Raw genomic sequence first — 22,297 nt, 5'->3', positions numbered from 1 at the left:
AAGGAGGCAGGCCGGTTGTCCGCGCACATTCTCGTCATCGAAGACGATCCTTACATCGGCGAGTTGATCGGCTTATACCTGAAGCGGGAAGGCTTCGGCTTCGACGTCGCCGGAGACGGGGAGGACGGCTGGGATCTGTATGCCTCCATGCCGCCCGATCTCGTCATTCTGGACCTCATGCTGCCCGGCCTGGACGGCTGGGCAGTCTGCCGCAAGATCCGCGCGGAGCGCGCGACGCCGATCATCATCCTGACGGGCAAGGGCGAGAGCTACGACAAGCTCAAGGGCTTCGAGCTCGGCGCGGACGATTACCTCGTGAAGCCGTTCGATCCGAAGGAACTGATGGCGCGCGTGCGCGCCGTACTCCGGCGCACGATGCCGGGATTCGCGCGCGAGCCGATCCGGATCCCCGACCTTACGATCGACCTGGACCGCTATATCGTCGAATGCTGCGGATCGGAGCTCACGCTGCCGCCGAAGGAGATGGAGCTGCTGCATCTGCTCGCTTCGATTCCCGGCCGAGTGTTCACCAGAGATCAGCTGCTGGACCGGATATGGGGCTACGAATTCGACGGCGATCCGCGCACGGTAGACGTGCACATCAAAAGAATCCGGGAGAAAATCGGCATGACGGCGCATTACCGGATCGAAACGATAAGGGGCGTCGGCTACAAATTCGAGGTGAGCGGCGCATGAGGCGGTACGGCGGCATTACCGTCAAGCTGCTGCTCGCCTTTTTTTGCCGTTTTGCTCATTTCCTTCGCCATCACGTTTTTTGTCTCCGACCGCCTCGTTCGGTCGCAGCTCCGGGATCGCAACGATCAGATGGAAGCGCGGCAGCTCGACGTGACGGCGGCGCTCGTGCGTAGCGCGTACAGGGAGCGGTGGAGCCGGGCGCAGCTGACGTCGGCGCTCCAGATGAGCGGCGGGCCGAACCGGACGATCGTGATCCTCAATAGCGCCGGGGGAGGTTGTGTTGCAGTCGGGCAATCCGAACGCCGGCGGGACCGTGGATATCGATCCGCAGGCGCTGAAGGAGACGCTGGGGGCCCGTGACAAGCGCTGGCGGCCCGGAGACGCGTCGGGGGGAGGCAAGGTTCGCATCGCGGCAGGGCCCGTCGGCGGCGACGCGAATTGGAATGCGCAGACGATTCTTGTCGTCTCGCAGGCGTTTCAGCAGGACTTCAACGTATTCAGCGGACTGTTCCGCAACATTATGATTACGATGCTCGTCGTCTCGACGGTCATGGTGCTCATCGTCTCGCGCAGCATGACGGCGAGACTCAGGCGCATGACGCAGGCGGCCGGGGACATCGCCAAAGGCAAGTTCGACATCCGGCTGCCGGACCGCCATCGCGACGAGATCGGGGAATTGGCCACGTCGCTCAACCGGATGTCCGCCGAGCTGGGCAGTCTCGACCGGATGCGCAGAGAGTTTCTCGCCAACGTGTCGCACGATCTCAGGTCTCCGCTCACCTCGATCGGCGGCTTCGTCGAGGCGATGCTGGACGGCGCCGTGCCGCCGGACAAAGAAATGCATTACCTGGGACTCGTCCGCGAGCAGACCCAGCGGATGAACCGGCTCGTGAACGATCTGCTCGACGTGGCGCGCATGGAAGCGGGGCAGCTTGCGATCTCCCCCGTGCCATACAATCTCAGCAGCTGGATCCGCGGCCTGCTCGCCCGCATGTCCCCCGACGCCGAACGCAGGGGGATCAAGCTCGAGCTGATCGGCGACGCGGAGGATCTGTGGGTGCGGGCGGATCCCGACCGGATCGACCAGGCGCTCGCGAACTTGGTGCTGAACGCGATCCAGTTTTCGCCGAACGGCCGGACCGTGCAGGTCGAGGCGATTCGCGACGGCGAACGTGCGCTTATTAGCGTAAGGGACCGCGGCGTCGGCATCCCCGGCGAAGAGCTCGATAAAATCTGGCAGCGTTTCTATAAATCCGACAAAGCCCGATCCGCGCGAACGGGCAGCGGCCTGGGCCTTGCCATCGTCCAATTCGTGCTCGAGAAGCACGGTACCTCGGCCTCCGTCGACAGCGTCGAAGGGGCAGGCACCGTGTTCAAGTTCTCGCTGCCGCTGGCGGAGCAGCCGTCCTATTCGCCCCATTCGACCCGCGACGGCGTCTGACGGCATTCGCCGGCTGTTGACGGTTCCCTCCGCCAAGAGGCATAATGGAAGGAATACCTCACGATTCGCGGCGGCCCGCGTTTTTTTTTGCGCAGGCCCGGAGCGGAAAGGAACATGGCATGGGCATGGAGCAGCTGCTTGAAAAAGCGTCGACATACATGAAAGAACAGGACTTAGAGCGCATCCGGGAGGCCTACGAATACGCCGACGAGGCGCACCGGGGGCAGCTGCGCAAATCGGGCGAGCCTTATATTCTCCACCCCTTGGCGGTCGCGGAGATCATGGTGCAGATGCAGATGGACGTCGTCACCGTCGAAGCGGCGCTCCTGCACGACGTCGTCGAAGACACGACCGTGACGGTCGAGGACGTGCGCGGCATATTCGGCGAGACGATCGCGGGTCTCGTGGACGGTCTCACGAAGCTGGAGAAGATTCAGTTCCGCTCCAAGGAAGAACAGCAGAACGAGAATTACCGCAAGATGTTCGTCGCGATGGCCAACGACATCCGCGTCATCCTCATCAAGCTTGCGGATCGCCTGCACAATATGCGGACGCTGAAGTTTCAGTCCGAGGAGAGCCAGCGGCGCATCGCGCACGAGACGATGGAGATCTATTGCCCCATCGCGCACCGGCTCGGGATGAGCGCCATCAAGTGGGAGATGGAGGATATCGCGCTGCGATACCTCAACCCGCAGCAATATTACCGGATCGCCAACCTGATGAAGAAAAAGCGGACGGAGCGCGAGCAGTACATCTCCGAACTTGTCGACAAGATCCGCGAGAAGCTCGAGGAAATGGGCATCCAGGGCGATATCTCGGGCCGCCCCAAGCACATTTACAGCATCTACAAGAAGATGACGGAGCGCGGCAAGCAGTTTAACGAGATCTACGACCTGCTGGCGATCCGCATTCTCGTAGACAATGTCAAGGACTGCTACGCGACGCTGGGCATCATCCATACGCTCTGGAAGCCGATGCCCGGCCGCTTCAAGGATTATATCGCGATGCCCAAGGCGAACATGTACCAGTCGCTCCATACGACGGTCGTGGGTCCGACGGGCGAGCCGACCGAGGTGCAGATCCGAACCTGGGACATGCACCGCACGAGCGAATACGGGATCGCCGCCCACTGGGCGTACAAGGAAGGCAAGGATTCCGGCAACGTGGCGGGCAGCTTCGGCGACAAGATGAACTGGTTCCGCGAGATCATCGAGCTGCAGCAGGAGACGCGGGACGCGGCTGAATTCATGGAGTCGCTGAAGATGGACTTCTTCACCGACCTGGTATTCGTGTTCACGCCCAAAGGCGAAGTATACGAGCTGCCGGCCGGCGCCGTGCCGCTGGACTTCGCGTACCGCATTCATACGGAGGTCGGCAACCGGACGATCGGCGCCAAGGTCAACGGCCGGATCGTCCCGCTCGATCATAAGCTCAAGACCGGCGACATCGTCGAGATTCTTACCTCCAAGCATTCGTACGGCCCGAGCCAGGATTGGCTCAAGGTCGCGCAGTCCTCCCATGCCCGCGCCAAGATTCGGGCCTGGTTCAAAAAGGAAAAGCGCGAGGAAAACGTCGCGAAGGGCCGGGACGCCATCGAGCGCGAGCTGAAGCGTCTGGGACTCGAGCCTTCCGAGTGGATGACCGACGACAAACTGCTCGAGGCCGCCCGCAAGTTCACGTTTAACGATACCGACGATATGATGTCCGCGATCGGCTTCAGCGGCATCACGGCCGCGCAGGTCGTTACCCGCCTGACCGAAAAGCTGCGCAGGGAAGCCGAGGAAGCCCAGCAGATCCAGCTGACGAGCGAGGTCAAGGAAGTCCGCGCGCCTTCGGCCGCGGCGAACCGGCCGCGCACGTCGAGCGGCGTGCGCGTCAAAGGCGTCGACAATCTGCTCGTCCGCTTCGCGCGCTGCTGCAACCCGGTGCCGGGCGACCCGATTATCGGCTATATTACCCGCGGGCGTGGCGTATCCGTCCATCGTTCGGACTGTCAGAACCTGCCGACGGCCGCCGAAGGCGAAGAGGCGCAGCGCGTCATCGAGGTCGAGTGGTGCGAGGAGGTCGAGGCGAGCTATAGCGTCGAGATCGAGATTCTCGGTCACGACCGCAGGGGGCTGCTCAACGAGGTGCTGCAGACCGTGTCGGAGAGCAAGACCAATATCGCAGCCGTCTCGGGCCGGTCGGACCGCAACAAGGTCGCGATCATGCACCTGACGATTCTGATCCGCAACAAGGAGCATCTCCAGAACGTAGTGGACAAGATCAAGCGGATCAAGGACATCTTCTCCGTGCAGCGTCTCATGCAATAGCGGAGGCAACCCATAATAACGATCATTGCGGCGGCCGATGCGGTCGCCGTTTATGCGTAAAAGGAGCGATTGAACGATGAAAGTCGTCTTGCAGCGCGTGTCCGGAGCCCGCGTCGATATCGAAGGGAAAACGGTCGGGCAGATCGGAGCGGGACTGCTCTTGCTCGTCGGCGTCGGCCACGAGGATACAGAACGGGACGCCGTTTGGCTGGCGGACAAGATCGCGGGGCTGCGCATTTTCGAGGACGAAGGGGGGCAAGATGAATTTGTCGGTGAAGGAGACGGGGGGCGCGATCTTGTCCGTCTCGCAGTTCACGCTGTTCGGGGATACCCGCAAGGGGAGACGCCCGAACTTCATGGGCGCTGCGAGGCCGAAGGCGGCTTCCGCGCTATACGACCGCTTTAACGAGCTGCTGCGCGATGCCGGCTTGACCGTCGAGACCGGATCGTTCGGCGCGATGATGGAAGTGACGCTGACGAACGACGGTCCGGTGACGCTGATTCTCGATACGAAGGAATGACGTTTCTGCGGAAAAGGGGACCGGTTAATGCGGACGCGCGTCGGCGGAGACTGAATGGAAACGGAAACCTGGGGCAACACTACGTATCGTTACTCTTTTGATCATGGAAAGGAGCCGATCGTATGCGCCAGTCTCCGAAGGAAGCGCGGATGGACCGGGCGGGCAGGACGCTGCCGGGCGCGGATCGACGCGAAGCGCAGTCGTTGATGGGCGAGGAGTTCGCGGCGGAGCTCGCGCCCCGGGAAACGTCCGCGGACGGCGGCCTTCGGCCTCGCCTTCCGAAGCGCGGATGACGCCCGGTTCGCGCCGGTTCGAAAGAGCGTTTGCCGCAGGCCGGGTTATCGCGCGCGGCGCATCGATCTGCGCGCATGGACGGCCCGGACTCGCGCATTTGTAACAAACCCGTAATGTTACCTTCATCCGCCCTTAATGAATTCCGACTAATATAGTTGGTGACCCCCCTTTTTCTATAAAGCAACAAACTTAAGCCCGCTCGGATCCCGAGCGGGCTCTTTCTTTCTCGATGAAAGTGCGGCGGCGCTATTGCTTGGCGAACATTTGCTTCTTCAGCTCCGCGTTGCGCTGCTTGAACACGTCGTTATGCGAGGAGACCATGCCTTGGGCGTGCGCGTCCGGCGCGATATATTGCTTCGCCTTGTTGACGGCGTTGGCCGCGTCCTGGAAGGCGCCCGCGATCAAATGGAGCTTGCCGTCGTGCGCCAGGATATCGCCGGCCGCATAGAGCCCGGGTACGGACGTCTCGCTCATCGGCGTGCCGTCGATGCCCCAATCCGGTCTCATCTTGACGTCGACGTCGCTCTTGTCGAGCATATCGCTGTCGCGCTCGTAGCCGTGATTGATGATGACTTCGTCGACCGGAAGCTCGACCGTAGTCGCGTCTTCCACGTTCTTCAGCAGGACGCTGCGGATCGCGTCGTGATCGTCCGAAGCGATCAGCTTGTCGATCGCCGTGTTCAGCAGGCAGACGACGGTGCCGCTGTTCAGCTTCGTAATCTCGGCTTCGTGGCCCTTCAAGGTTTCTTTGCGGTAGGTCAGGTATACCTTGGAAGCGATGGGCTCCAGCTCGTTCGCCCAATCGATCGCCGTATTGCCGCCGCCCGAGATGAGCACGACCTTGTCTTTGAAACGGGAGAGGGACTTGACGGTATAATGGAGATTGGAAACTTCGAACCGGTCCGCTCCGTCGATGTTCAGCTTGGTCGGCTTCAGGATGCCGCCGCCGACGGCCAGTATGACGGTCCTCGAATAGTGCTTGTCGCCCGAATGCGTGCACAGGACGAACAGACCGTCCTCGTTTTTGGAGATGGACGTGACCTTCTCTCCCAGGACGACTTCGGGTCTGAAAGTAAGGCCCTGCTGAATCAGCTGCTTGACGAGCTGTTCGCCGGTCACCGGCGTGAGGCCGCCGACGTCCCAAATCATTTTCTCCGGATAGACGTTGACTTTGCCTCCGAGTATCGGTTGGTACTCGATCAGCTTCGTCTTCATTTCGCGGAGGCCGCTATAAAATGCGGAGTACAGCCCGGCCGGGCCTCCGCCGATGATGGTGACGTCGAATACGTTCGGTTGCATAAGCGATCGATCGCTCCTTTAGGGTCGCGTATTGAGCCGGGCTGCAGGCAGTCCGCAGGACTCTTTTCCTTTATGGTACCATATTCTCATGAGAATGAGAATCGTTATTGATCAATTGCGCTCACAATCTTTTCGAATGGAGGCCATTACTTGACACGTCGGCCCGCCGAAGGGTAAAATGAAACTCAATTGTATCAAGCCATGGATTCCATGACGGGAACAAGTACTCCGGACCCACTTCTCCAGAGAGGATCGCCTACAGGCTGCGAGCGATCCGCCGATGACCGGACGAACGACATCTCCGAGAACCTCCCGCGAACGGGCGGAAGAGCCGAATGCGCTTATGCGCGTGCGCCGGCATTCCGCGATCAGTAGCGAGCAGGCGTCGGCCGGGCGTTAACCGGTTTTGAGAGCGATCGCGATCGTTTCCGCATCCTTGCGGCAGCGCGCGTTCGAACGACGGGTGGTACCGCGGGAGCATATTGTAGCTCTCGTCCCGGATGGCGCAGCGATGCGCCGTCCGGGACGAGAGCTTTTTTTTGACGAATTCGAGAGGGTGGTGCAGCAATGGCATTCCAGAAGCCGCCGGGCACGCAGGACTTCCTGCCGGGCGCGTCCGAGCAATGGCAATACGTCGAGCGGACCGCGCGGGACGTCGCCAGAAAGTACCGGTTCAGAGAGATCCGTACGCCCGTATTCGAAGCGACCGAGCTGTTCCAGCGCGGCGTCGGCGAGACGACGGACATCGTGGAGAAGGAGATGTACACGTTCGTCGACAAGGGCGACCGCAGCATGACGCTGCGTCCGGAAGGCACCGCTGGCGTCGTCCGCGCGTATGTGGAAAACAAGCTGTACGGCGAACCCGAGCTGTCCAAGCTCTACTATATCGGGCCGATGTTCCGGTACGAGCGGGCGCAGGCCGGCCGTTACCGGCAGTTTCACCAGTTCGGGGTGGAGGCGATCGGGTCCGAAGATCCGGCGCTCGACGCCGAGGTCGTGGCGCTCGGCTATTCCTTCTATAAGGAAGTGGGCCTGACCGGCGTGACCGTGGACATCAACTCGGTCGGCACGCCCGAGGTGCGCGCGGCCTACCGGGAGACGCTGCTCGGCTTCCTCCGTCCGATCAAGGATACGCTCTGCAAGGACTGCCAGTCGCGCATGGAGCGCAATCCGCTCCGCGTGCTCGACTGCAAGGTGGACCAGGACAAGTTCGAAGGCGCGCCTTCGATTCTGGACAGTCTCGACGAGGCTTGCAGCACGCACTTCGCGCGCGTACGGCAATATCTGGACGATATGGGCGTCCCGTACCGGGTGAATCCGCGTCTCGTGAGGGGCCTGGACTACTACACGCACACGGCGTTCGAGTACAAGGCGCAGGGCATCGGCGCGATCGACACGATTGGCGGCGGGGGCCGCTACAACGGCCTCGTCTCGCAGATCGGCGGCGAGGATCGTCCGGGCGTCGGTCTGGGGATCGGACTCGAGCGCACGGTCATGCTGCTCGAGAGCCAGAACGCGAAGCCTGACTTCGGACCCGCCGTCGACGTATTCGTGATCGCGCTCGGCGAACGGGCGGAGCGGGAGACGCCGGGACTGCTCTACCGGCTGCGCGAAGCCGGCCTGTCGGCCGACAAGGACTACCAGGGCCGCAAGACGAAGACGCTTTTCAAAGCCGCAGATCGCATCGGCGCGCGCTTTGCTGCCGTCATCGGGGACGACGAGCTCGCCCGCGGCGAGGTCGGGCTTAAAAACTTGAAGACGCAAGAACAGCGCCAGGTGCCGATTGCGGCGATCGCCGAGGCTGTACGCCAATGGAACGAACACGACGAAGAGGGGTTAGCGCAATGACGATGCTAAAAACGTTTGACGCAGGCAAGCTGACGAAGGGACACGTAGGACAAACGGTCGTGCTGAACGGATGGGTGCAGGGCTGGCGCGACTTCGGCGGCATTCTGTTCATCGACCTCCGCGACCGCAGCGGGATCGTGCAGATCGTATTCAACCCCGAGTTTTCGGGCGACGCGCTGGAGCTCGGCGGACGCGCGCGCAACGAATACGTGCTCGCGGTGAAGGGCAAGGTCGTCGAACGCGATCCCGAGACGGTGAACGCGAACCTCGCGACCGGCGAGATCGAAGTGCAGGTGACCGAAGTCGAGATCATGAACAGCGCCAAGACGCCGCCGTTCCCGATCGAGGACGGCGTCGAGGTGGACGAATCGCTGCGCCTGAAGTACCGTTACCTTGACCTTCGCCGCCCGGAGATGCAGCGCACGCTGTACCTGCGCTCGAAGGCGACCAAAGTGTTCCGCGACTTCCTCGACGAGCACGGCTTCCTCGACGTCGAGACGCCGATTCTGACGAAGAGCACGCCAGAAGGCGCGCGCGATTACCTTGTGCCGAGCCGCGTTCATCCGGGCGAGTTTTTCGCCCTGCCGCAGTCGCCGCAGCTGTTCAAGCAGCTGCTCATGATCGGCGGCATCGAGCGCTACTACCAGGTCGCGCGCTGCTTCCGCGACGAGGATCTTCGCGCCGACCGCCAGCCGGAGTTCACCCAGGTCGACATCGAGACGTCGTTCCTGTCGCAGGACCAGCTGCTCGGCATGATGGAAGAGCTGATGGCGCGCCTGTTCCGCGAGACGATCGGCGCCGAGATCGAGACGCCGTTCCAGCGGCTTACCTACCATGACGCGATTCACAAGTACGGCTCCGACAAGCCGGATCTGCGCTTCGGACTCGAGATCGAGGACGTCACCGACATCGTCAAGACGAGCGACGTCAAGGTGTTCGCATCGGTCGCGGCAGGCGGCGGCGTCGTCAAGGCGCTGAACGCCAAGGGATGCGCGAGCTGGAGCCGCAAGGAGCTCGACGACCTGCAGCCGTTCGCCGCGCGCTACGGCGGCAAGGGCATCGCCTGGATCACCGTCAAGGACGGCGAATGGAAGGGACCGATCGTCAAGTTCTTCAAGCCTGAAGAGATCGCCGCGCTCACCGAACGTCTCGGCGTCGAAGACGGCGACCTGCTCTGCTTCTCCGCGGACAAGCTGAAGACCGCAGCCGATGTCATGGGCAACCTTCGCCTGAAGGTCGGCCGCGATCTGGGGCTGATCGACAACGCCAAGTTCAAGTTCCTGTGGGTCGTCGACTTCCCGCTGCTCGGCTGGGACGAAGAGGGCAAGCGCTTTGTCGCAGAGCATCACCCGTTCACCCGTCCGCGCGACGAAGACGTCGCGCTGTTCGACACCGATCCGGGCGCGATTCGCGCGCAGGCGTACGACATCGTCCTGAACGGCTATGAGGTCGGCGGCGGCTCGATGCGGATCTACCGCCGCGAAGTGCAGGAAAAGATGTTCGCCGCGCTCGGCTTCACGCTCGAGGAAGCGAAGGAGCGCTTCGGCTTCTTCCTCGACGCGTTCGACTACGGCACGCCTCCGCACGGCGGCATCGCCTTCGGCCTCGATCGCCTGATCATGCTGCTGACGGGCCGCACGAACCTGCGCGAGACGATCGCCTTCCCGAAGACGGCGAGCGCGACGGATCTGCTCACGGACGCGCCTTCCGGCGTCGAGCAAAAGCAACTCGAGGACTTGCATATCCGCCTGTCCGCGAAGGCGCTCGCCGCCCAGGCGAAGGCCGCCGCACCTGCGGGGCAGTCCGACGCCGATGCCGTCGCGGAGCCGGCCGCCGTCAAGGAATAAGCGGAGCCTAACGCCCAAGGAGGAGCGATCCAATGCTGCACCAGTTCTCGCGCACGGAGCTAGCCATCGGACCCGAGGGACTCGAGACGCTCAAGGGAAGCACGGTCGCCGTGCTCGGGATCGGGGGCGTCGGCGGCATCGCCGCCGAGGCGCTCGCCCGGTCCGGCATCGGGCGCATCATTCTGATCGACAAGGACGTCGTGGACATCACCAACGTCAACCGGCAGATTCACGCGCTCACGACGACGGTCGGTCAGCCGAAGGCCGAGCTGATGCGAGACCGCATCAAGCTGATCAACCCGGAATGCGACGCGATCGCGCTGAAGATGTTTTACACGGAGGAGACGTACGAAGAGCTGTTTAAATATCCGCTCGACTACGTGGTCGACGCCTCCGATACGATTTCTTACAAAATTCATCTGATCAAGCAGTGCCTGGAGCGCCGCATCCCGGTCATCTCGAGCATGGGCGCGGCGAACAAGACGGATCCGAGCCGATTTCAGGTCGCGGACATCTCCAAGACGGCGGTCGATCCGATCGCGCGCGTCATCCGCACGAAGCTCCGCAAAGAGGGCATCAAAAAAAGGCGTCAAGGTCGTCTTTTCAACTGAAGATCCGATCAAGCCCCGGGAAGACGTGACCCAGCGCATCGTCCCGGATACGGCGCCGAAGGAAATCCGCAAAGCGCAGCAGCCGCCGTCGAGCAATGCCTTCGTGCCGCCGGTCGCGGGGCTCATTATGGTGAGCGTCGTCTTCAGAGAACTGGTGGAGGCTGGCCGGAAAAAGGAGTAGACGCCTGAATCTCCAGTCTGTCGGAACCGAGCTGCGAAAAGCGAATGAGCGACAAAGCCTTCCCGGAAGTCTCCAAGGAGCCTCCGCGGAAGGCTTTGCGCTTTTTTGGCGGCGCGTTCGTACAAGGCGAAAACATATTGCGCGGATCGCGCCCAAATTGTGCCATTGTCCCTGTCACTCCGCAGCTGTCCTTCATACACTGGATCATCCTTGTCGTATGGAGGTGTAGCGTCATGAGCATTCAATCTTCCGCTGACGGGAAAAACGTGCTGCTCGCATCCGGCTGCCGCAAGCCGCATCCCAAAAAGCGTCGCAGGCCCCCTCAAAAATGCCGCTGCAAACCGCGCCGCAGGCATCCCGACGAGCACCGGAGCCATCACCGGAGCCATCACCGCAGCCATCATTATACGAGCGCTGGCGCGGGGGCGGTTCGTCCGGAGCCGATCGAACCGGCCGGCGATGGGCTCGGCGGCCTTGGCGGGCTTGGGGGCATCGGCGGGTTAGGCGGTCTTGAAGGCGGACTCGGATGGGGCGAGGCGTCCGGACTTGGTTCGCTTGGCGGCATCGGCGGCGGACCGGGACCGGATCACGACGGCGATCATCGCTCGTATACCGGCTCTCATTCGCACCGCACCGCTGCGACGGCATCCGCCAAACGCAGACGGAAACCGCGTTAACTCCAGGCTATAATCGATCTTCTTTAAGTTTTCGCAAGCCGCCATCGTTTTCGGATGGCGGTTTTCTTTTACTGGAAAACGCGCTTGAAAAACGGAGCAGTCACGTTCGCCCGCTGCCCGAATAGGCTATCCATATTCCAGAGGGCGAGCGGCCCGAAGCGGAGGCGAGGCTTGTGCCCTTACCCGTCAGAATGCTGCGCATCTCGGATCGGCAATTGTCCGACATGGAACACAACCTATGGAGCGGGCGCTTCTCGTCCGCGACGATCGAGGGCTGGGGCGCAGGCGCGGCGTCCGTCGGCGTCCGCTACAGGGGAGGACATACGAGGGCATATCCGAAACGGTCGTTCGAGGTCGTCTCGTCCAAAGGAACGCGCCATTACAATGCGGAACTCGACGATCCTTCGATGATTCGCAATGCGCTGTCCTTTTGGTTTTTGGAACGCATCGGGGTGCCCAGCCCTTCCGCTCGTCACGTGCTCCTTGCGCTCAACGGCGCGCCGCTCGGCGTATATTTGGAGATCGAGGCGGTGGACGCGGACTTTTTCCGCAGAAGGGGGCTGCGCGCATCAAGCCTGTTCTACGCGGTCAACGACCGCGCCGACTTCAGGGCGGCTCCGCGCGCGTCGCTGCTGGACGGCTACGAGTACCGCTTCGGCGGTCGCGCCGAGCGGGAGCGGCTGCGCGGGTTCATCGCCGGTCTTCACCGGCGGAGGACGCCGGCGCAGGCTTCTGCCTATCTGGCGTCCCGCCTCGATATCGACAATTACCTGCGGTGGCTCGCCGGCGCCGTCCTCACGGGCAATTATGACGGCTTCGACCAGAACTACGCGATCTTCGGGAACAGATCCTCGGGCCGTTGGTCGATGGCGCCTTGGGATTACGAGGGGACATGGGGACGCAATTGCTTCGGAAAGCCGGTCGGCGCGGACCTCGTGGAGATCGAAGGCTACAACGCCCTGACGCGAAAGCTGTTGAGCGAGAAGGCATACAGGAAGCGCTATAAAAAGCTGATTCGAGCCTTGCTCGGAACCGCGTTCACGGAACGTTCGATCATGCCCCGCGCCGAGAAGCTGCATCGGGATATCGCTCCGTACATGCGAGCGGAACGCCTTGCGAGAGGCGCATACGCCGGTTTTTTCGATGAACTGCAGACGATTCGGCAGTACATTCGCGACAGGCGCGCCGTTTTGTACAGGGACTTGAAGCGATTATAAACTTAACGGCGCTGCCGAAGAGAACGCCAGTTCCCTTGTCTCTTCCGGTCCCGAGTCCCATCTGATAAAATGTAGAGATGGAGAAAGGCGGGAATGCGATGGATTTGTTCAGCTATGCAGATGAAAAGCGACCTGCCGCCAGGCTGCTCGCCGATCGGATGCGGCCGGAGTCGCTTGACGAATATATCGGTCAGGAGCATATCGTTGGACCGGGCAAGCTGCTGCGCAGAGCGATCGAAGGCGATGCGGTCACGTCGATTTTGCTGTTCGGGCCCCCCGGGTTCGGGGAAGACGACGCTCGCGCACATCATCTCGAAGCGCACGGAGGGCGACTTCGTCCGGCTCAACGCGGTTGACGCGTCCGTCAAGGACGTGCGCGAGGTGATCGAACAGGCGGAGCGCAACAAAAGCATGTACGGGCGCAAGACGATCCTGTTTCTCGACGAGGTGCATCGCTTTAACAGCGCGCGGCAGGACGCCTTGCTGCCGGCCGTCGAGAAGGGCATCATCGTGTTCATCGGGGCGACGACGGAAAATCCGTACCATTCGGTCAACGGCGCCCTATTGTCGCGCTCGACGTTGTTCCGGCTGGAGGCGTTGACCAAGGCGCATTCGCTGGAGGCCATGCGGCGGGCGATCGCCGATCCGGTCAAGGGCCTGGCCTTTATGAAGCTGCACGTCGACGAGGAGGCGCTGGACCATATTGCGTCGATGGCGAACGGCGACATCAGGCGGGCGCTTACGGCGCTGGAGCTGGCGGCGGTCACGACGCCTTCCGAGCCCGACGGCTCCGTTCGGGTAACGCTCGAGGTCGCGGAGGAGTCGATCCGCCAGCCGACGATCCAGGCGGACGAGTCGACGCAGTACGACGTGCTCTCCGCTTTTCACAAGAGCGTGCGCGGATCGAGCGATGCGGCGCTGTACTGGTTTTTGTATGCGGTCGAACGGCTTGGCATGGATCCGATGACGTTCTTGCGCCGCCTGACGGTCGCCTGCAGCGAGGATATCGGATTGGCCAATCCGCAGGCGATGGTGCAGGCGGTCAGCGCGATGGAGGCGTATCACCGGATCGGCTGGCCCGAATCGAAGTACATCGTCGCCCAGGCGATCCTGTTCGCGGTCGAGAGCCCGAAGTCGAATGCATTGGCGGTGACGATCGGCAAGATCGAAGCGTCGTTCGAGCAGACCAAATCGGCGGAGGTGCCGATGCATCTGCGCGACGGTCATTACGGCGGAGCCAAGAAGCTTGGGCATGTCGGCTACAAGTATCCGCACGATTTTCCCGGGCACTATGTCGAGCAGCAATATTTGCCGGATAAGCTAAAAAGCAAGACGTTCTACGAGGCGACCGAGCAGGGGATGGAGGAACGGATCCGTACGAACCAAATGCGCCGCAGAAAGGCCGAACGGACCTGACAAAGCTTGCCGCATCGCCAAATCGGGACAAGCCGACAAGCCTGATCCGCGTCCAAACGGCCAGGATTCGGGATATGAGGCCTTTAAGGGGCATTCAAGCCGCATAGGAGCGGATTCAAGGCCGGTCGGACCGCTTCTTCTCCCGTTTTCGGCCCGATGCTGCGTTTGACGCGGCAGCCGAACATCGACTAAGCTTAGATTATTAATCGGAACGTTTCGTCGTTGTCTTTGTTTTTTGAATTTAAAGGAGGTGCACCTGTTCTCCGTTAGGGGGGCAGGGACAATTTGGACGGTGACCCTTTTCCGGTTGCGGTGAATTTAATCTTAATCCTCGTTTTGGTGTTCTTGAACGGCTTTTTCGTCGCGGCCGAGTTCGCGATGGTCAAGGTCCGCGGCTCCCGCATCGATACGCTCGTGCAAGAGGGGAACACCCGCGCACGCTTCGCTTCGCATTTGACCTCACATTTGGACGCTTATCTGTCCGCGTGCCAGCTCGGCATCACCTTGGCCTCTCTCGGTCTCGGCTGGATCGGCGAACCGGCGATCGCCGACGTGATCGAGCCGCTATTCGGAACGGTAGGACTGCCCGAATCCTGGATCCATCCGATTTCCTTCGTCATCGCGTTTACGCTGATTACCGTGCTTCATATCGTGCTCGGCGAGCTTGCGCCCAAGACGCTGGCGATCCGCCAGGCGGAGAAAATTACGCTTTGGACCGCAGCCCCGCTCATCTTTTTCGCGCGTATCATGAATCCGTTCATCTGGCTGCTCAACGGCATGGCGGGTGGTCTGCTTCGCCTGTTCGGCATCGCGCCGGCGTCCGAATCTTCGTCCGCCCATACGGAAGAAGAGATCCGCATCCTCATGAAGGAAAGTCACGAGAGCGGCATCATCGACAAGACCGAGCTTGCGCTGATGGACAATATTTTCGACTTTGCGGATACGAACGCACGGGAGATCATGATACCCCGCACGGAGATGGTATGCTTGTACGCGAACCATCCGTTCGAAGTGAACAAAGCTACCGCGCTTAAGGAAATGCATACCCGCTATCCGCTATGCGACGACGACAAAGACGATATTATCGGTTTTATTCACATTAAGGACCTCCTTAAGCTGCCCGACAACGCCGTGCACGATATCCGCGAGCTGGTCCGTCCGATGACGACGGTGCCGGAGAGCATGCCGATCAGCACGCTGCTCAAGATGATGCAAAAGCGCAAAACCCAGATCGCGATTCTTATCGACGAATATGGCGGTACGTCAGGTCTCGTCACGCTTGAGGATATCATGGAGGAGCTTGTCGGCGAGATTCAGGACGAATTCGACGAGGAACGGCCAGAGATGGAGCGGATCGACGAGTACACGTATTCGGTGAGCGGTCTCGTCCTGATCGACGAGATCAACTCGGAGTTCGGCCTCGATATTCCGTCGGACGACTACGATACGATCGGCGGATGGATGTACTCCCGTATCGAGATCCCTCCGCGCAAATATCAGACGGTCGAGATCGAGTCCGGCTACCGCTTCGTCGTGACGGAGATCGACAACCTTCGGGTGTCGCGAATCTCGATCATTCGTCCGGAGGCCTACGAAGGCCATTCGCCGCTGCAGGCTTCGGGTTAAGGGGAATAAATAAAGCCGGTCGCAAAGCATGCGCCGTTCGCACCCATGCGGGTGCGGGCGGCTTTTTCGCGTGAATTCGGCGTTCAGAAAGGGGAAGGGTTCACAATGGCGGAACAATCGCGGAGCGTTTCGGTGACGCCGCACGACGAAGCGTTTAAAAAAACTGCTGCAGACGTTTTTCGAAGAATTTATAGCCTTGTTTTTCCCGGAGGTTCATCAAAAAAATCGATTATTCGAAAGCAAAGCTCTTAATGCAAGAACAGCTGGTCGACATCGTTGGACAGGATGCCCGTACGCTCGACTTGCTTCTTGAAGCGCAGCTTTTAAATGAGGCATTTTACGTTCTGATTCATTTTGAGCCTCAATCTTATCGGGACGATCGATTCGCGGAGCGAATGTTTATTTACTTTAGCCGCCTTTACGAACGTTATCGGAAAACGCACAAACGTATAATACCCATCGCTGTATTTACGGCGGACGCGAGACGAATGGAGTCCGATCGTCTTTTCATGCCGCTGCCCGGTTACGACGAAGATGTGTTGCAGTTTAAGTTTTTGAAAGTCGAGCTCAAAAGGAAAAATTGGAGAGATTTTGCGGACTCTGAAAATCCCGTCGCCGCTGCGCTGCTCGCTAAAATGGGATATAATCGGAAAGAGAAGCGAGCGCTTCGGTTTGCTTATTTGCGCATGCTGTTAAAGCTTAAAGATAAATTGGACCCGGCCCGCTTGGCGTTGATCATGTCCGTAGCCGACTTGTATTACGAACCGCAACCCAAAGAGGATGAAGAGATCTTGCTTGAATTAATACATGCCGTCCCCGGAGAGGAGGAGTTTATTATGGAGCTTATGCCGGCCTGGAAGCGTTGGGGGTTTGAAGAAGGCATCGAACAAGGCATCGAGCAAGGCATCGAGCAAGGAAAAGAAAGATGGAAGCTGGAGGAACGCCGGGAGGTCGTGTGCAAGCTACTAAGCAAAGGAATGACGCCGGAATCCGTCGCGAGCTTGCTCGATTTGCCGCTGGCAGAGGTAGAGCGTCTTAACGGCGACGATTAAAGCGTCGAGGAAATGGTGGAAGAAGCCGCCCCTCTATCGGAGGGCGGCTATTTTCGTACCTCTGTTTAATTATTCTTCACGCCCACGAGCTTTATACGCCTATGCTTCCGGTCTCCGCCAATGCACGAACATAAAGCCCGCTGCCGCGATCAGGGCGGAGACGGCGCCTGTTTGGAACACGGTGGCGAGTCCGTACGCGTCGAATAGCGCGCCTCCGACCGTGCCCGCGATCAGGCCGGCAAATCCCGTCCACACGACGCTGAACAGCGCTTGTCCGGACGAACGGTAGGCATCGCTGACGATCGACTGCATGTACCGCAGCGCCGTGATGTAGTAGATGCCGAAGGTCACGCTGTGCATCGCCTGCACGGCGATAAAGCCAGCCGGCACGTGAATGACGCTGATGAGCGCAAGCCTGACCGCGTACAGCAGACTCGCGATCGCGAGCAGCGGCAGTTCCTTGAAGCGGTTGCCGTAGCGGGCGAGCAAGAAGAAGACGGGAATCTCGCTGGCGGCAGAAGCGAGCCAGGCGTACCCGATCAGGTCGTCGCTCGCGCCCAGATCTCGCATCGCCACGCCGAGGAAGCCTTCGTTCATCCGGTGAGCGATCGATACGAACGCGACGAGCATGAAAAAGATCAAGGTATCGCGACGCTTGACGATGTCGACCAAGCCGCCGAATCGAAATTTGCCGACTTTGGACTGGAAATCCGCAAGGCCGAGCGAAATGAGCAGCGAACCGCATACGGTGCCGAGGGCGAGCCAAAGCGTCCAGTCGGAGCCGGTTTGCTTCAGCAAATACCCAAAGGCAAGGGAGCACACCGCAAAGCCGAGCGATCCGAACATGCGGATCGAGGCGAAGCTGCGGTTCATCGTACTCGCGGCCAGCAGAGACATGCTGTCCATCATCGCGTTGACCGGCGTCTGGAAGAGGTACATGAGCGCCATGAGCAGCGAGATGTGCACGAACTCTTTTTGCGCCAGCAGCAGGGCGAGCGCGACGATCTGGCCGATAAAGATCAGGTTCAGCACGCGGCGAAGGCCCTGGGTCTTATCGCTGACGATGCCGGCCAGCAGATTGGCGAAAATGGACATCATCGGCCCGACCGAATAGACGGCGCCGATCTGCAGCTTCGTAAATCCGAGATCGTAAAAGTATAGGGGGAAAAACGTCGCGATCAGCGTCTGCGTGGCGTAGTTGACAAAATGAAGGCTTCGCAGAACGCCGATTTGAGAAGAAAAAAATTTCGGTCGGTTCATCTGGCTGTATCCTCTCCCGGCATAGCCGCTAGCGTATCTAAATTTTCGGTTCTCGTCGCGCGTTTGAACAACCAATAGAGCAAGCCGAGCTCGGCGATCATGCCGCCCGACTGGGCGAGCGCGCCGAGAATGCCCGTCCGACCGGGCAACGTTATCGTGAGCGCGACGATGAGCGCCGTCGTCACGACTGCATTCCCCGTCTGCGAACCGAACATCAGCTTCGTCTGGCCTTTGGACAAGATGATGCCGTTCAGCGTGTCGAGCCATGGGAAGATCAGCACGAACGGAATGAAGCCGCGCAGCGCGATCATGCTCTCGTCGAGCAGCCGGCCTTCGACGCCGAGGAGATGCGCCAGCATCCAATCGCCGGCCGGCGTGAACGCGAATGCGGACAGCAGCATGGCCGGGATAAAGCCGATGAGCAGCACGAATCGCCGGACCTGCCCCGGGTCGGTTCGATAAAACTGGAGCGCGATCTGGTGGAAATAGGTAAAGAAGCCGAGACACAGGTTGGTCAGGCTGCCCGCCACGGCGAACGAAGAGATCGACAGCGTGCCGCGATCCGTATTGCCCAGCAAAGCGTTCAGGATGGGGGGCACCCACACGACGATGAACGAGGAAAAGAGGAGCGGATTGTAAAAACGCAAGATTTGCCTGGGGCTCTGCACCTCGCAATCCGGCGATCGCGACGGCAGCTTGCGCGCGAGGTTCCTGCCTTCAAGCCAACTGACGAACGCTTCGATCATCATGCCGAACACGAAGATGACCGCGCCTTGCATCGAGCTTGTCACGCCGATATGCTGGATGTATTGCGCCATCAGGAACATGCCGCCGAGACGGAATACCATGCCGATGGTCAGCCAGCGCGTTTTCATTTTATAAATGATGATCCCTTGATAAAGGCAGCGAATGCCCGAGAAGATGCTGAGGAACATCAGGACGTGGTAGACGCCTACCGCCGCGTCCGCGACGTCGCGCTCCGCGCCGTAGGCGCCCGCGAACACGAGCGTGCCGACGGGCGTGTAGCCGATCGTCGCGCCGAAGGCGAGCGATGCGCCGAAGACGATAAAAGCGACTTTAAGAATCGCTTGATACGATACGCGGTCCCGCACGAGAGCGGAGCAGGTCTCGCGGAACAGGATGGCCGGCCGTTCGCTGACCGTCAGGAGGCTCATGGCCGTCGCGTAGCCGGCGATGACGAGCTCGGGATCGTCGGCGCGCGCCAGCGTGCCGTTGATAATGACATGCGACAGATTGATCAATACGGCGGAAACGCCGAGCGGTATGAAAAATAAAAAGAGCGTTCGCAGCGATACGCGGTCAGGATGTTCAGGCAAAGCGGTCATCTCCCATTCAAGCTACTCGGATATTATAGCAGTGTTGAAGAGCCAGCGGGCCGTTTTCAACACTTTTTCACTGGATTTACCCCATCCGAAATGATAAATTATTAAAGGATGCAAGGCAGGCTGGATGTGGTGATTCAAGTGTCGGCTTACGAGACATGGTTAAAAGCCCAGTTCGCGGCGGACAGCCGGCTCGGGATCCCGCTGCCGCGCTTTAGCGTGCCGTGGGAAGAGATGAACGCCCTTGAACGGGCAGGCGTCGTCGAGCGATGGGAAGCTGATCCGGGGGCGAATACCCGACGCGATCACGGCGCGCGAAGCCGAGATTCGGCGCCTGCTGGACGGATTGTTCGAGGAAGAGGACTTCGTACGCTGCTGTTCGCTTAACGAAGAGATCGCCGAAGCAGCAAGCGCGATTCACGACTTGCAGATTTGGTATCGCACGCAGCAGGATCTTGAAGAAGAATACATCGAGCGGCACGGTTAACGGACCGCGAGGATGCATGGAGGTACCGCGTGAGGGATGAACGATGGCTGGCGCGGACGTCTCCGCGCGGCCCGATCTCGCTGATGGTCCGCGTTTACAGGTATATTTTGCCCGAAGTGAAAATCGCGTTGGACGGATGGAAGGACCGGGCGAACGCCATACCCGATCCCGAGCTGCGCAGGCAGGCATTGGCCAGCATCGCCTCCAAGAAGTTTCATTGCCAGGGCGGAGCCGTATACGCAGCGGCGAATCTTGGCAAGAGGGACGTGCTCATCCCTCTTATCGTCGCGCTGCAGACGATCAGCGATTACTTGGACAATTTATGCGACAGGAGCACTTCGCTCGACCCCGAGGACTTCAGGCTGCTTCACGAGAGCATGCTGGACGCCGTGACGCCCGGGGCGCCGATTCGCAATTATTACGCGCTGCGCCGGGAACAGGACGACGGGGGGTATCTGGCCGCGCTCGTCGAGCGCTGCCAGGCATGCGCGGCGTCGCTGCCGGCGTACGACTCCGTTCAGGCGCAGGTAAGAGAGCTTGTCTCCTTGTACGGGGATTTGCAAGTGTACAAGCATATCGCGCACGACCGGCGGGAAGAAGCGCTGCTATCGTGGTGGGCGGATCATGAGAAACGCCATCCGGGGCTCCTCTGGAACGAGTTCGCGGCGGCTACCGGCTCCACGCTCGGGATGTTCATGTTGTTCCTCGCGGCGAGCGAAGACGAGCGGACGCCCGGCATGGGCCGCGAGATCGCGGAGTGTTATTTTCCCTCGATCAACGGCCTTCATATCTTGCTCGATTATCTCATCGACCAGGCCGAGGACGAGCAGGGCGGCGATCTTAATTTTTGCAGCTACTACGACGATCAGGCGCAATTGAACGAACGGCTTGCTGCGCATGGTCAGAAGCGCGCGCGCTTCGGCGGACCGGCTGCCGGCGTCGAGCTTTCACCGGATGATCGTCGAAGGTCTCGTCGCGCTGTACCTGTCCGATCCGAAAGTCAAGGGACAGCGCCGCGTTCGGCAGACGGCGAAGCAATTGATGAAGGGCAGTCCTTGGACACGGTTGTTTTTCTGGCTCAACAGCCATCTCATACGCAAAGCGATGTAACAGCAAAGGGGAAGAAGACGATGGGAGCAGTTCAAAAAAATCGCAGTACTGACGAGCGGTGGAGATTCTCAAGGGATGAACGCGGCCGTTCGGGCCGTCGTCCGCAGCGCGCTGTTCCGTGGGCTTGAGGTATACGGCGTTCAACGCGGTTACCAGGGACTTTTGAACGAGGATCTGCGTCAGATGGACTTGCGGAGCGTCGGCGACATCATCCAGCGCGGCGGCACGATTCTGCAGACCGCGCGCTGCAAGGAATTTCTGACGCCCGAAGGCCAGCAGCGCGGCGCCGACGTGCTGCGCAAGCACGGCATCGACGGCTTGGTCGTCATCGGCGGCGACGGCTCTTACCAAGGCGCCAACAAGCTAAGCAAGCTGGGCATCAAGACGATGGGGTTGCCCGGCACGATCGACAACGACATTCCGTTCACGGACTTCACGATCGGCTTCGACACCGCGACCAGCATCGTGGTCGACGCGATCAACAAGCTGCGCGACACGATGACCTCGCACGAGCGCTCGTCTGTCGTCGAGGTCATGGGCCGTCACTGCGGCGACATCGCGCTCTACGCCGGCCTTGCTAGCGGCGCCGAGTCGATTCTCGTGCCGGAAGTATCGTTCGATATTCGCGAGATCTCCCAGCGCATGCGGGAGAACTTCCAGAACGGCAAGCGCCACAGTATCGTCATCGTCGCCGAGGGCGTGTGCGGGGGCGACGAGATCGCCCGCCAGATTACCGAGCACAGCGGCATCGAGCCTCGCGTGACGGTGCTCGGGCATATCCAGCGCGGCGGTTCGCCGACGCACAACGACCGGATTCTGGCGAGCCGGCTCGGCGACTTTGCCGTCGAGCGGCTTGAAGCCGGAGATTCCGCGAAGGCATGCGGCATCGTTAAGGGGCAGCTCGTGACGACCGATATCGATACCGTCGTTTCGACCAAAAAATCGTTCGACATGGACCTCTACAATTTGGCCATCCGTCTCGCGCAATAAGCGAGCGCGCGAAAAAGACCCTCTCGGCATTTATGTCCGAGAGGGTCTTTGCGTTCATCGAATCTAGGA

Annotated in this window: 15 protein-coding genes and 4 pseudogenes; 16 read left to right on the top strand and 3 right to left on the bottom strand. The window is 60.5% G+C overall.

The annotated features are described in order from the left end of the window. The first annotated feature begins 15 nt into the window (after window positions 1–15). The 5 genes and pseudogenes from OMP40_RS33445 (at window position 16) to OMP40_RS33425 (ending at window position 5,263) form a co-directional block, all read left to right on the top strand. Window positions 16–696, top strand: coding sequence for a response regulator transcription factor (locus OMP40_RS33445; protein ID WP_277537744.1), 681 nt, complete (start codon window positions 16–18; stop codon window positions 694–696). Window positions 697–973: 277 nt separating this feature from the next. Further along, window positions 974–2,137 carry a sensor histidine kinase gene (locus tag OMP40_RS33440; RefSeq protein ID WP_277537742.1) on the top strand — a complete coding sequence of 388 codons (1,164 nt, stop codon included), beginning with the start codon at window positions 974–976 and terminating at the stop codon, window positions 2,135–2,137. Window positions 2,138–2,256: 119 nt separating this feature from the next. Beyond that, a complete protein-coding gene (locus OMP40_RS33435; protein WP_277537740.1) occupies window positions 2,257–4,449 on the top strand; it encodes a RelA/SpoT family protein in 2,193 nt (730 codons plus the stop codon). Between the two features lie 76 nt (window positions 4,450–4,525). Then, window positions 4,526–4,970, top strand: a pseudogene (gene dtd / locus OMP40_RS33430) (D-aminoacyl-tRNA deacylase). 122 nt (window positions 4,971–5,092) lie between these two features. Continuing rightward, a complete protein-coding gene (locus OMP40_RS33425; RefSeq protein ID WP_277537738.1) occupies window positions 5,093–5,263 on the top strand; it encodes a hypothetical protein in 171 nt (56 codons plus the stop codon). 247 nt (window positions 5,264–5,510) lie between these two features. Here OMP40_RS33425 and OMP40_RS33420 read toward each other — a convergent pair whose 3' ends face one another. After that, on the bottom strand, window positions 5,511–6,563 hold the full coding sequence (locus OMP40_RS33420; RefSeq protein WP_277537737.1) for an NAD(P)/FAD-dependent oxidoreductase: 1,053 nt from the start codon (window positions 6,561–6,563) through the stop codon (window positions 5,511–5,513). Window positions 6,564–7,130: 567 nt separating this feature from the next. Between OMP40_RS33420 and hisS the strand changes: the two genes are divergently transcribed. From hisS to OMP40_RS33380, 8 genes and pseudogenes are all read left to right on the top strand, one after another. Beyond that, the gene (gene hisS / locus OMP40_RS33415; RefSeq protein ID WP_277537735.1) at window positions 7,131–8,411 is read left to right on the top strand and encodes a histidine--tRNA ligase; all 1,281 of its coding nucleotides are present in this window, start codon (window positions 7,131–7,133) and stop codon (window positions 8,409–8,411) included. A 2-nt stretch (window positions 8,412–8,413) separates the two neighbouring features. After that, on the top strand, window positions 8,414–10,258 hold the full coding sequence (gene aspS, locus OMP40_RS33410; protein ID WP_277538198.1) for an aspartate--tRNA ligase: 1,845 nt from the start codon (window positions 8,414–8,416) through the stop codon (window positions 10,256–10,258). A gap of 32 nt (window positions 10,259–10,290) precedes the next feature. Then, window positions 10,291–11,050 (top strand): annotated as a pseudogene (locus OMP40_RS33405) (tRNA threonylcarbamoyladenosine dehydratase). Between the two features lie 233 nt (window positions 11,051–11,283). Continuing rightward, entirely contained in the window at window positions 11,284–11,727 is a 444-nt protein-coding gene (locus OMP40_RS33400) for a hypothetical protein (protein ID WP_277537733.1), read from the top strand. A gap of 173 nt (window positions 11,728–11,900) precedes the next feature. Continuing rightward, entirely contained in the window at window positions 11,901–12,944 is a 1,044-nt protein-coding gene (locus OMP40_RS33395) for a CotH kinase family protein (RefSeq protein ID WP_277537731.1), read from the top strand. Window positions 12,945–13,042: 98 nt separating this feature from the next. Continuing rightward, window positions 13,043–14,360, top strand: a pseudogene (locus OMP40_RS33390) (replication-associated recombination protein A). Between the two features lie 285 nt (window positions 14,361–14,645). Further along, window positions 14,646–15,986, top strand: a complete 1,341-nt coding sequence (locus OMP40_RS33385; protein WP_277537730.1) for a hemolysin family protein — start codon at window positions 14,646–14,648, stop codon at window positions 15,984–15,986. 251 nt (window positions 15,987–16,237) lie between these two features. Beyond that, on the top strand, window positions 16,238–17,038 hold the full coding sequence (locus tag OMP40_RS33380) for an Rpn family recombination-promoting nuclease/putative transposase (protein WP_277537728.1): 801 nt from the start codon (window positions 16,238–16,240) through the stop codon (window positions 17,036–17,038). A gap of 99 nt (window positions 17,039–17,137) precedes the next feature. Here the strand turns inward: OMP40_RS33380 and OMP40_RS33375 are convergent, their stop codons facing one another. Next, window positions 17,138–18,298 carry an MFS transporter gene (locus OMP40_RS33375; RefSeq protein ID WP_277537726.1) on the bottom strand — a complete coding sequence of 387 codons (1,161 nt, stop codon included), beginning with the start codon at window positions 18,296–18,298 and terminating at the stop codon, window positions 17,138–17,140. Next, window positions 18,295–19,635 (bottom strand): multi antimicrobial extrusion protein MatE, encoded by a 1,341-nt coding sequence (locus OMP40_RS33370; protein WP_420872070.1) that lies wholly within the window; start codon window positions 19,633–19,635, stop codon window positions 18,295–18,297. Before OMP40_RS33370 ends, OMP40_RS33375 begins: the two co-directional genes overlap by 4 nt. 250 nt (window positions 19,636–19,885) lie before the next feature. Here OMP40_RS33370 and OMP40_RS33365 point away from each other — a divergent pair, with 250 nt between their 5' ends. The 3 genes and pseudogenes from OMP40_RS33365 to pfkA all read left to right on the top strand — a co-directional run bounded on the left by OMP40_RS33365 (window position 19,886) and on the right by pfkA (window position 22,228). Then, window positions 19,886–20,128, top strand: coding sequence for a hypothetical protein (locus tag OMP40_RS33365; protein ID WP_277537721.1), 243 nt, complete (start codon window positions 19,886–19,888; stop codon window positions 20,126–20,128). A gap of 83 nt (window positions 20,129–20,211) precedes the next feature. After that, window positions 20,212–21,238 (top strand): annotated as a pseudogene (locus OMP40_RS33360) (tetraprenyl-beta-curcumene synthase family protein). Between the two features lie 75 nt (window positions 21,239–21,313). Continuing rightward, window positions 21,314–22,228, top strand: coding sequence for a 6-phosphofructokinase (gene pfkA / locus OMP40_RS33355; protein ID WP_277537719.1), 915 nt, complete (start codon window positions 21,314–21,316; stop codon window positions 22,226–22,228). Window positions 22,229–22,297 lie beyond the last annotated feature (69 nt).

It is taken from the genome of Cohnella rhizosphaerae (genome assembly GCF_029525575.1).
GTDB classification, from domain to species: Bacteria; Bacillota; Bacilli; order Paenibacillales; family Paenibacillaceae; genus Cohnella; species Cohnella rhizosphaerae.
Note: the sequence above shows the minus strand (reverse complement) of the source record. Positions and strands in the feature narration are given on the sequence as shown.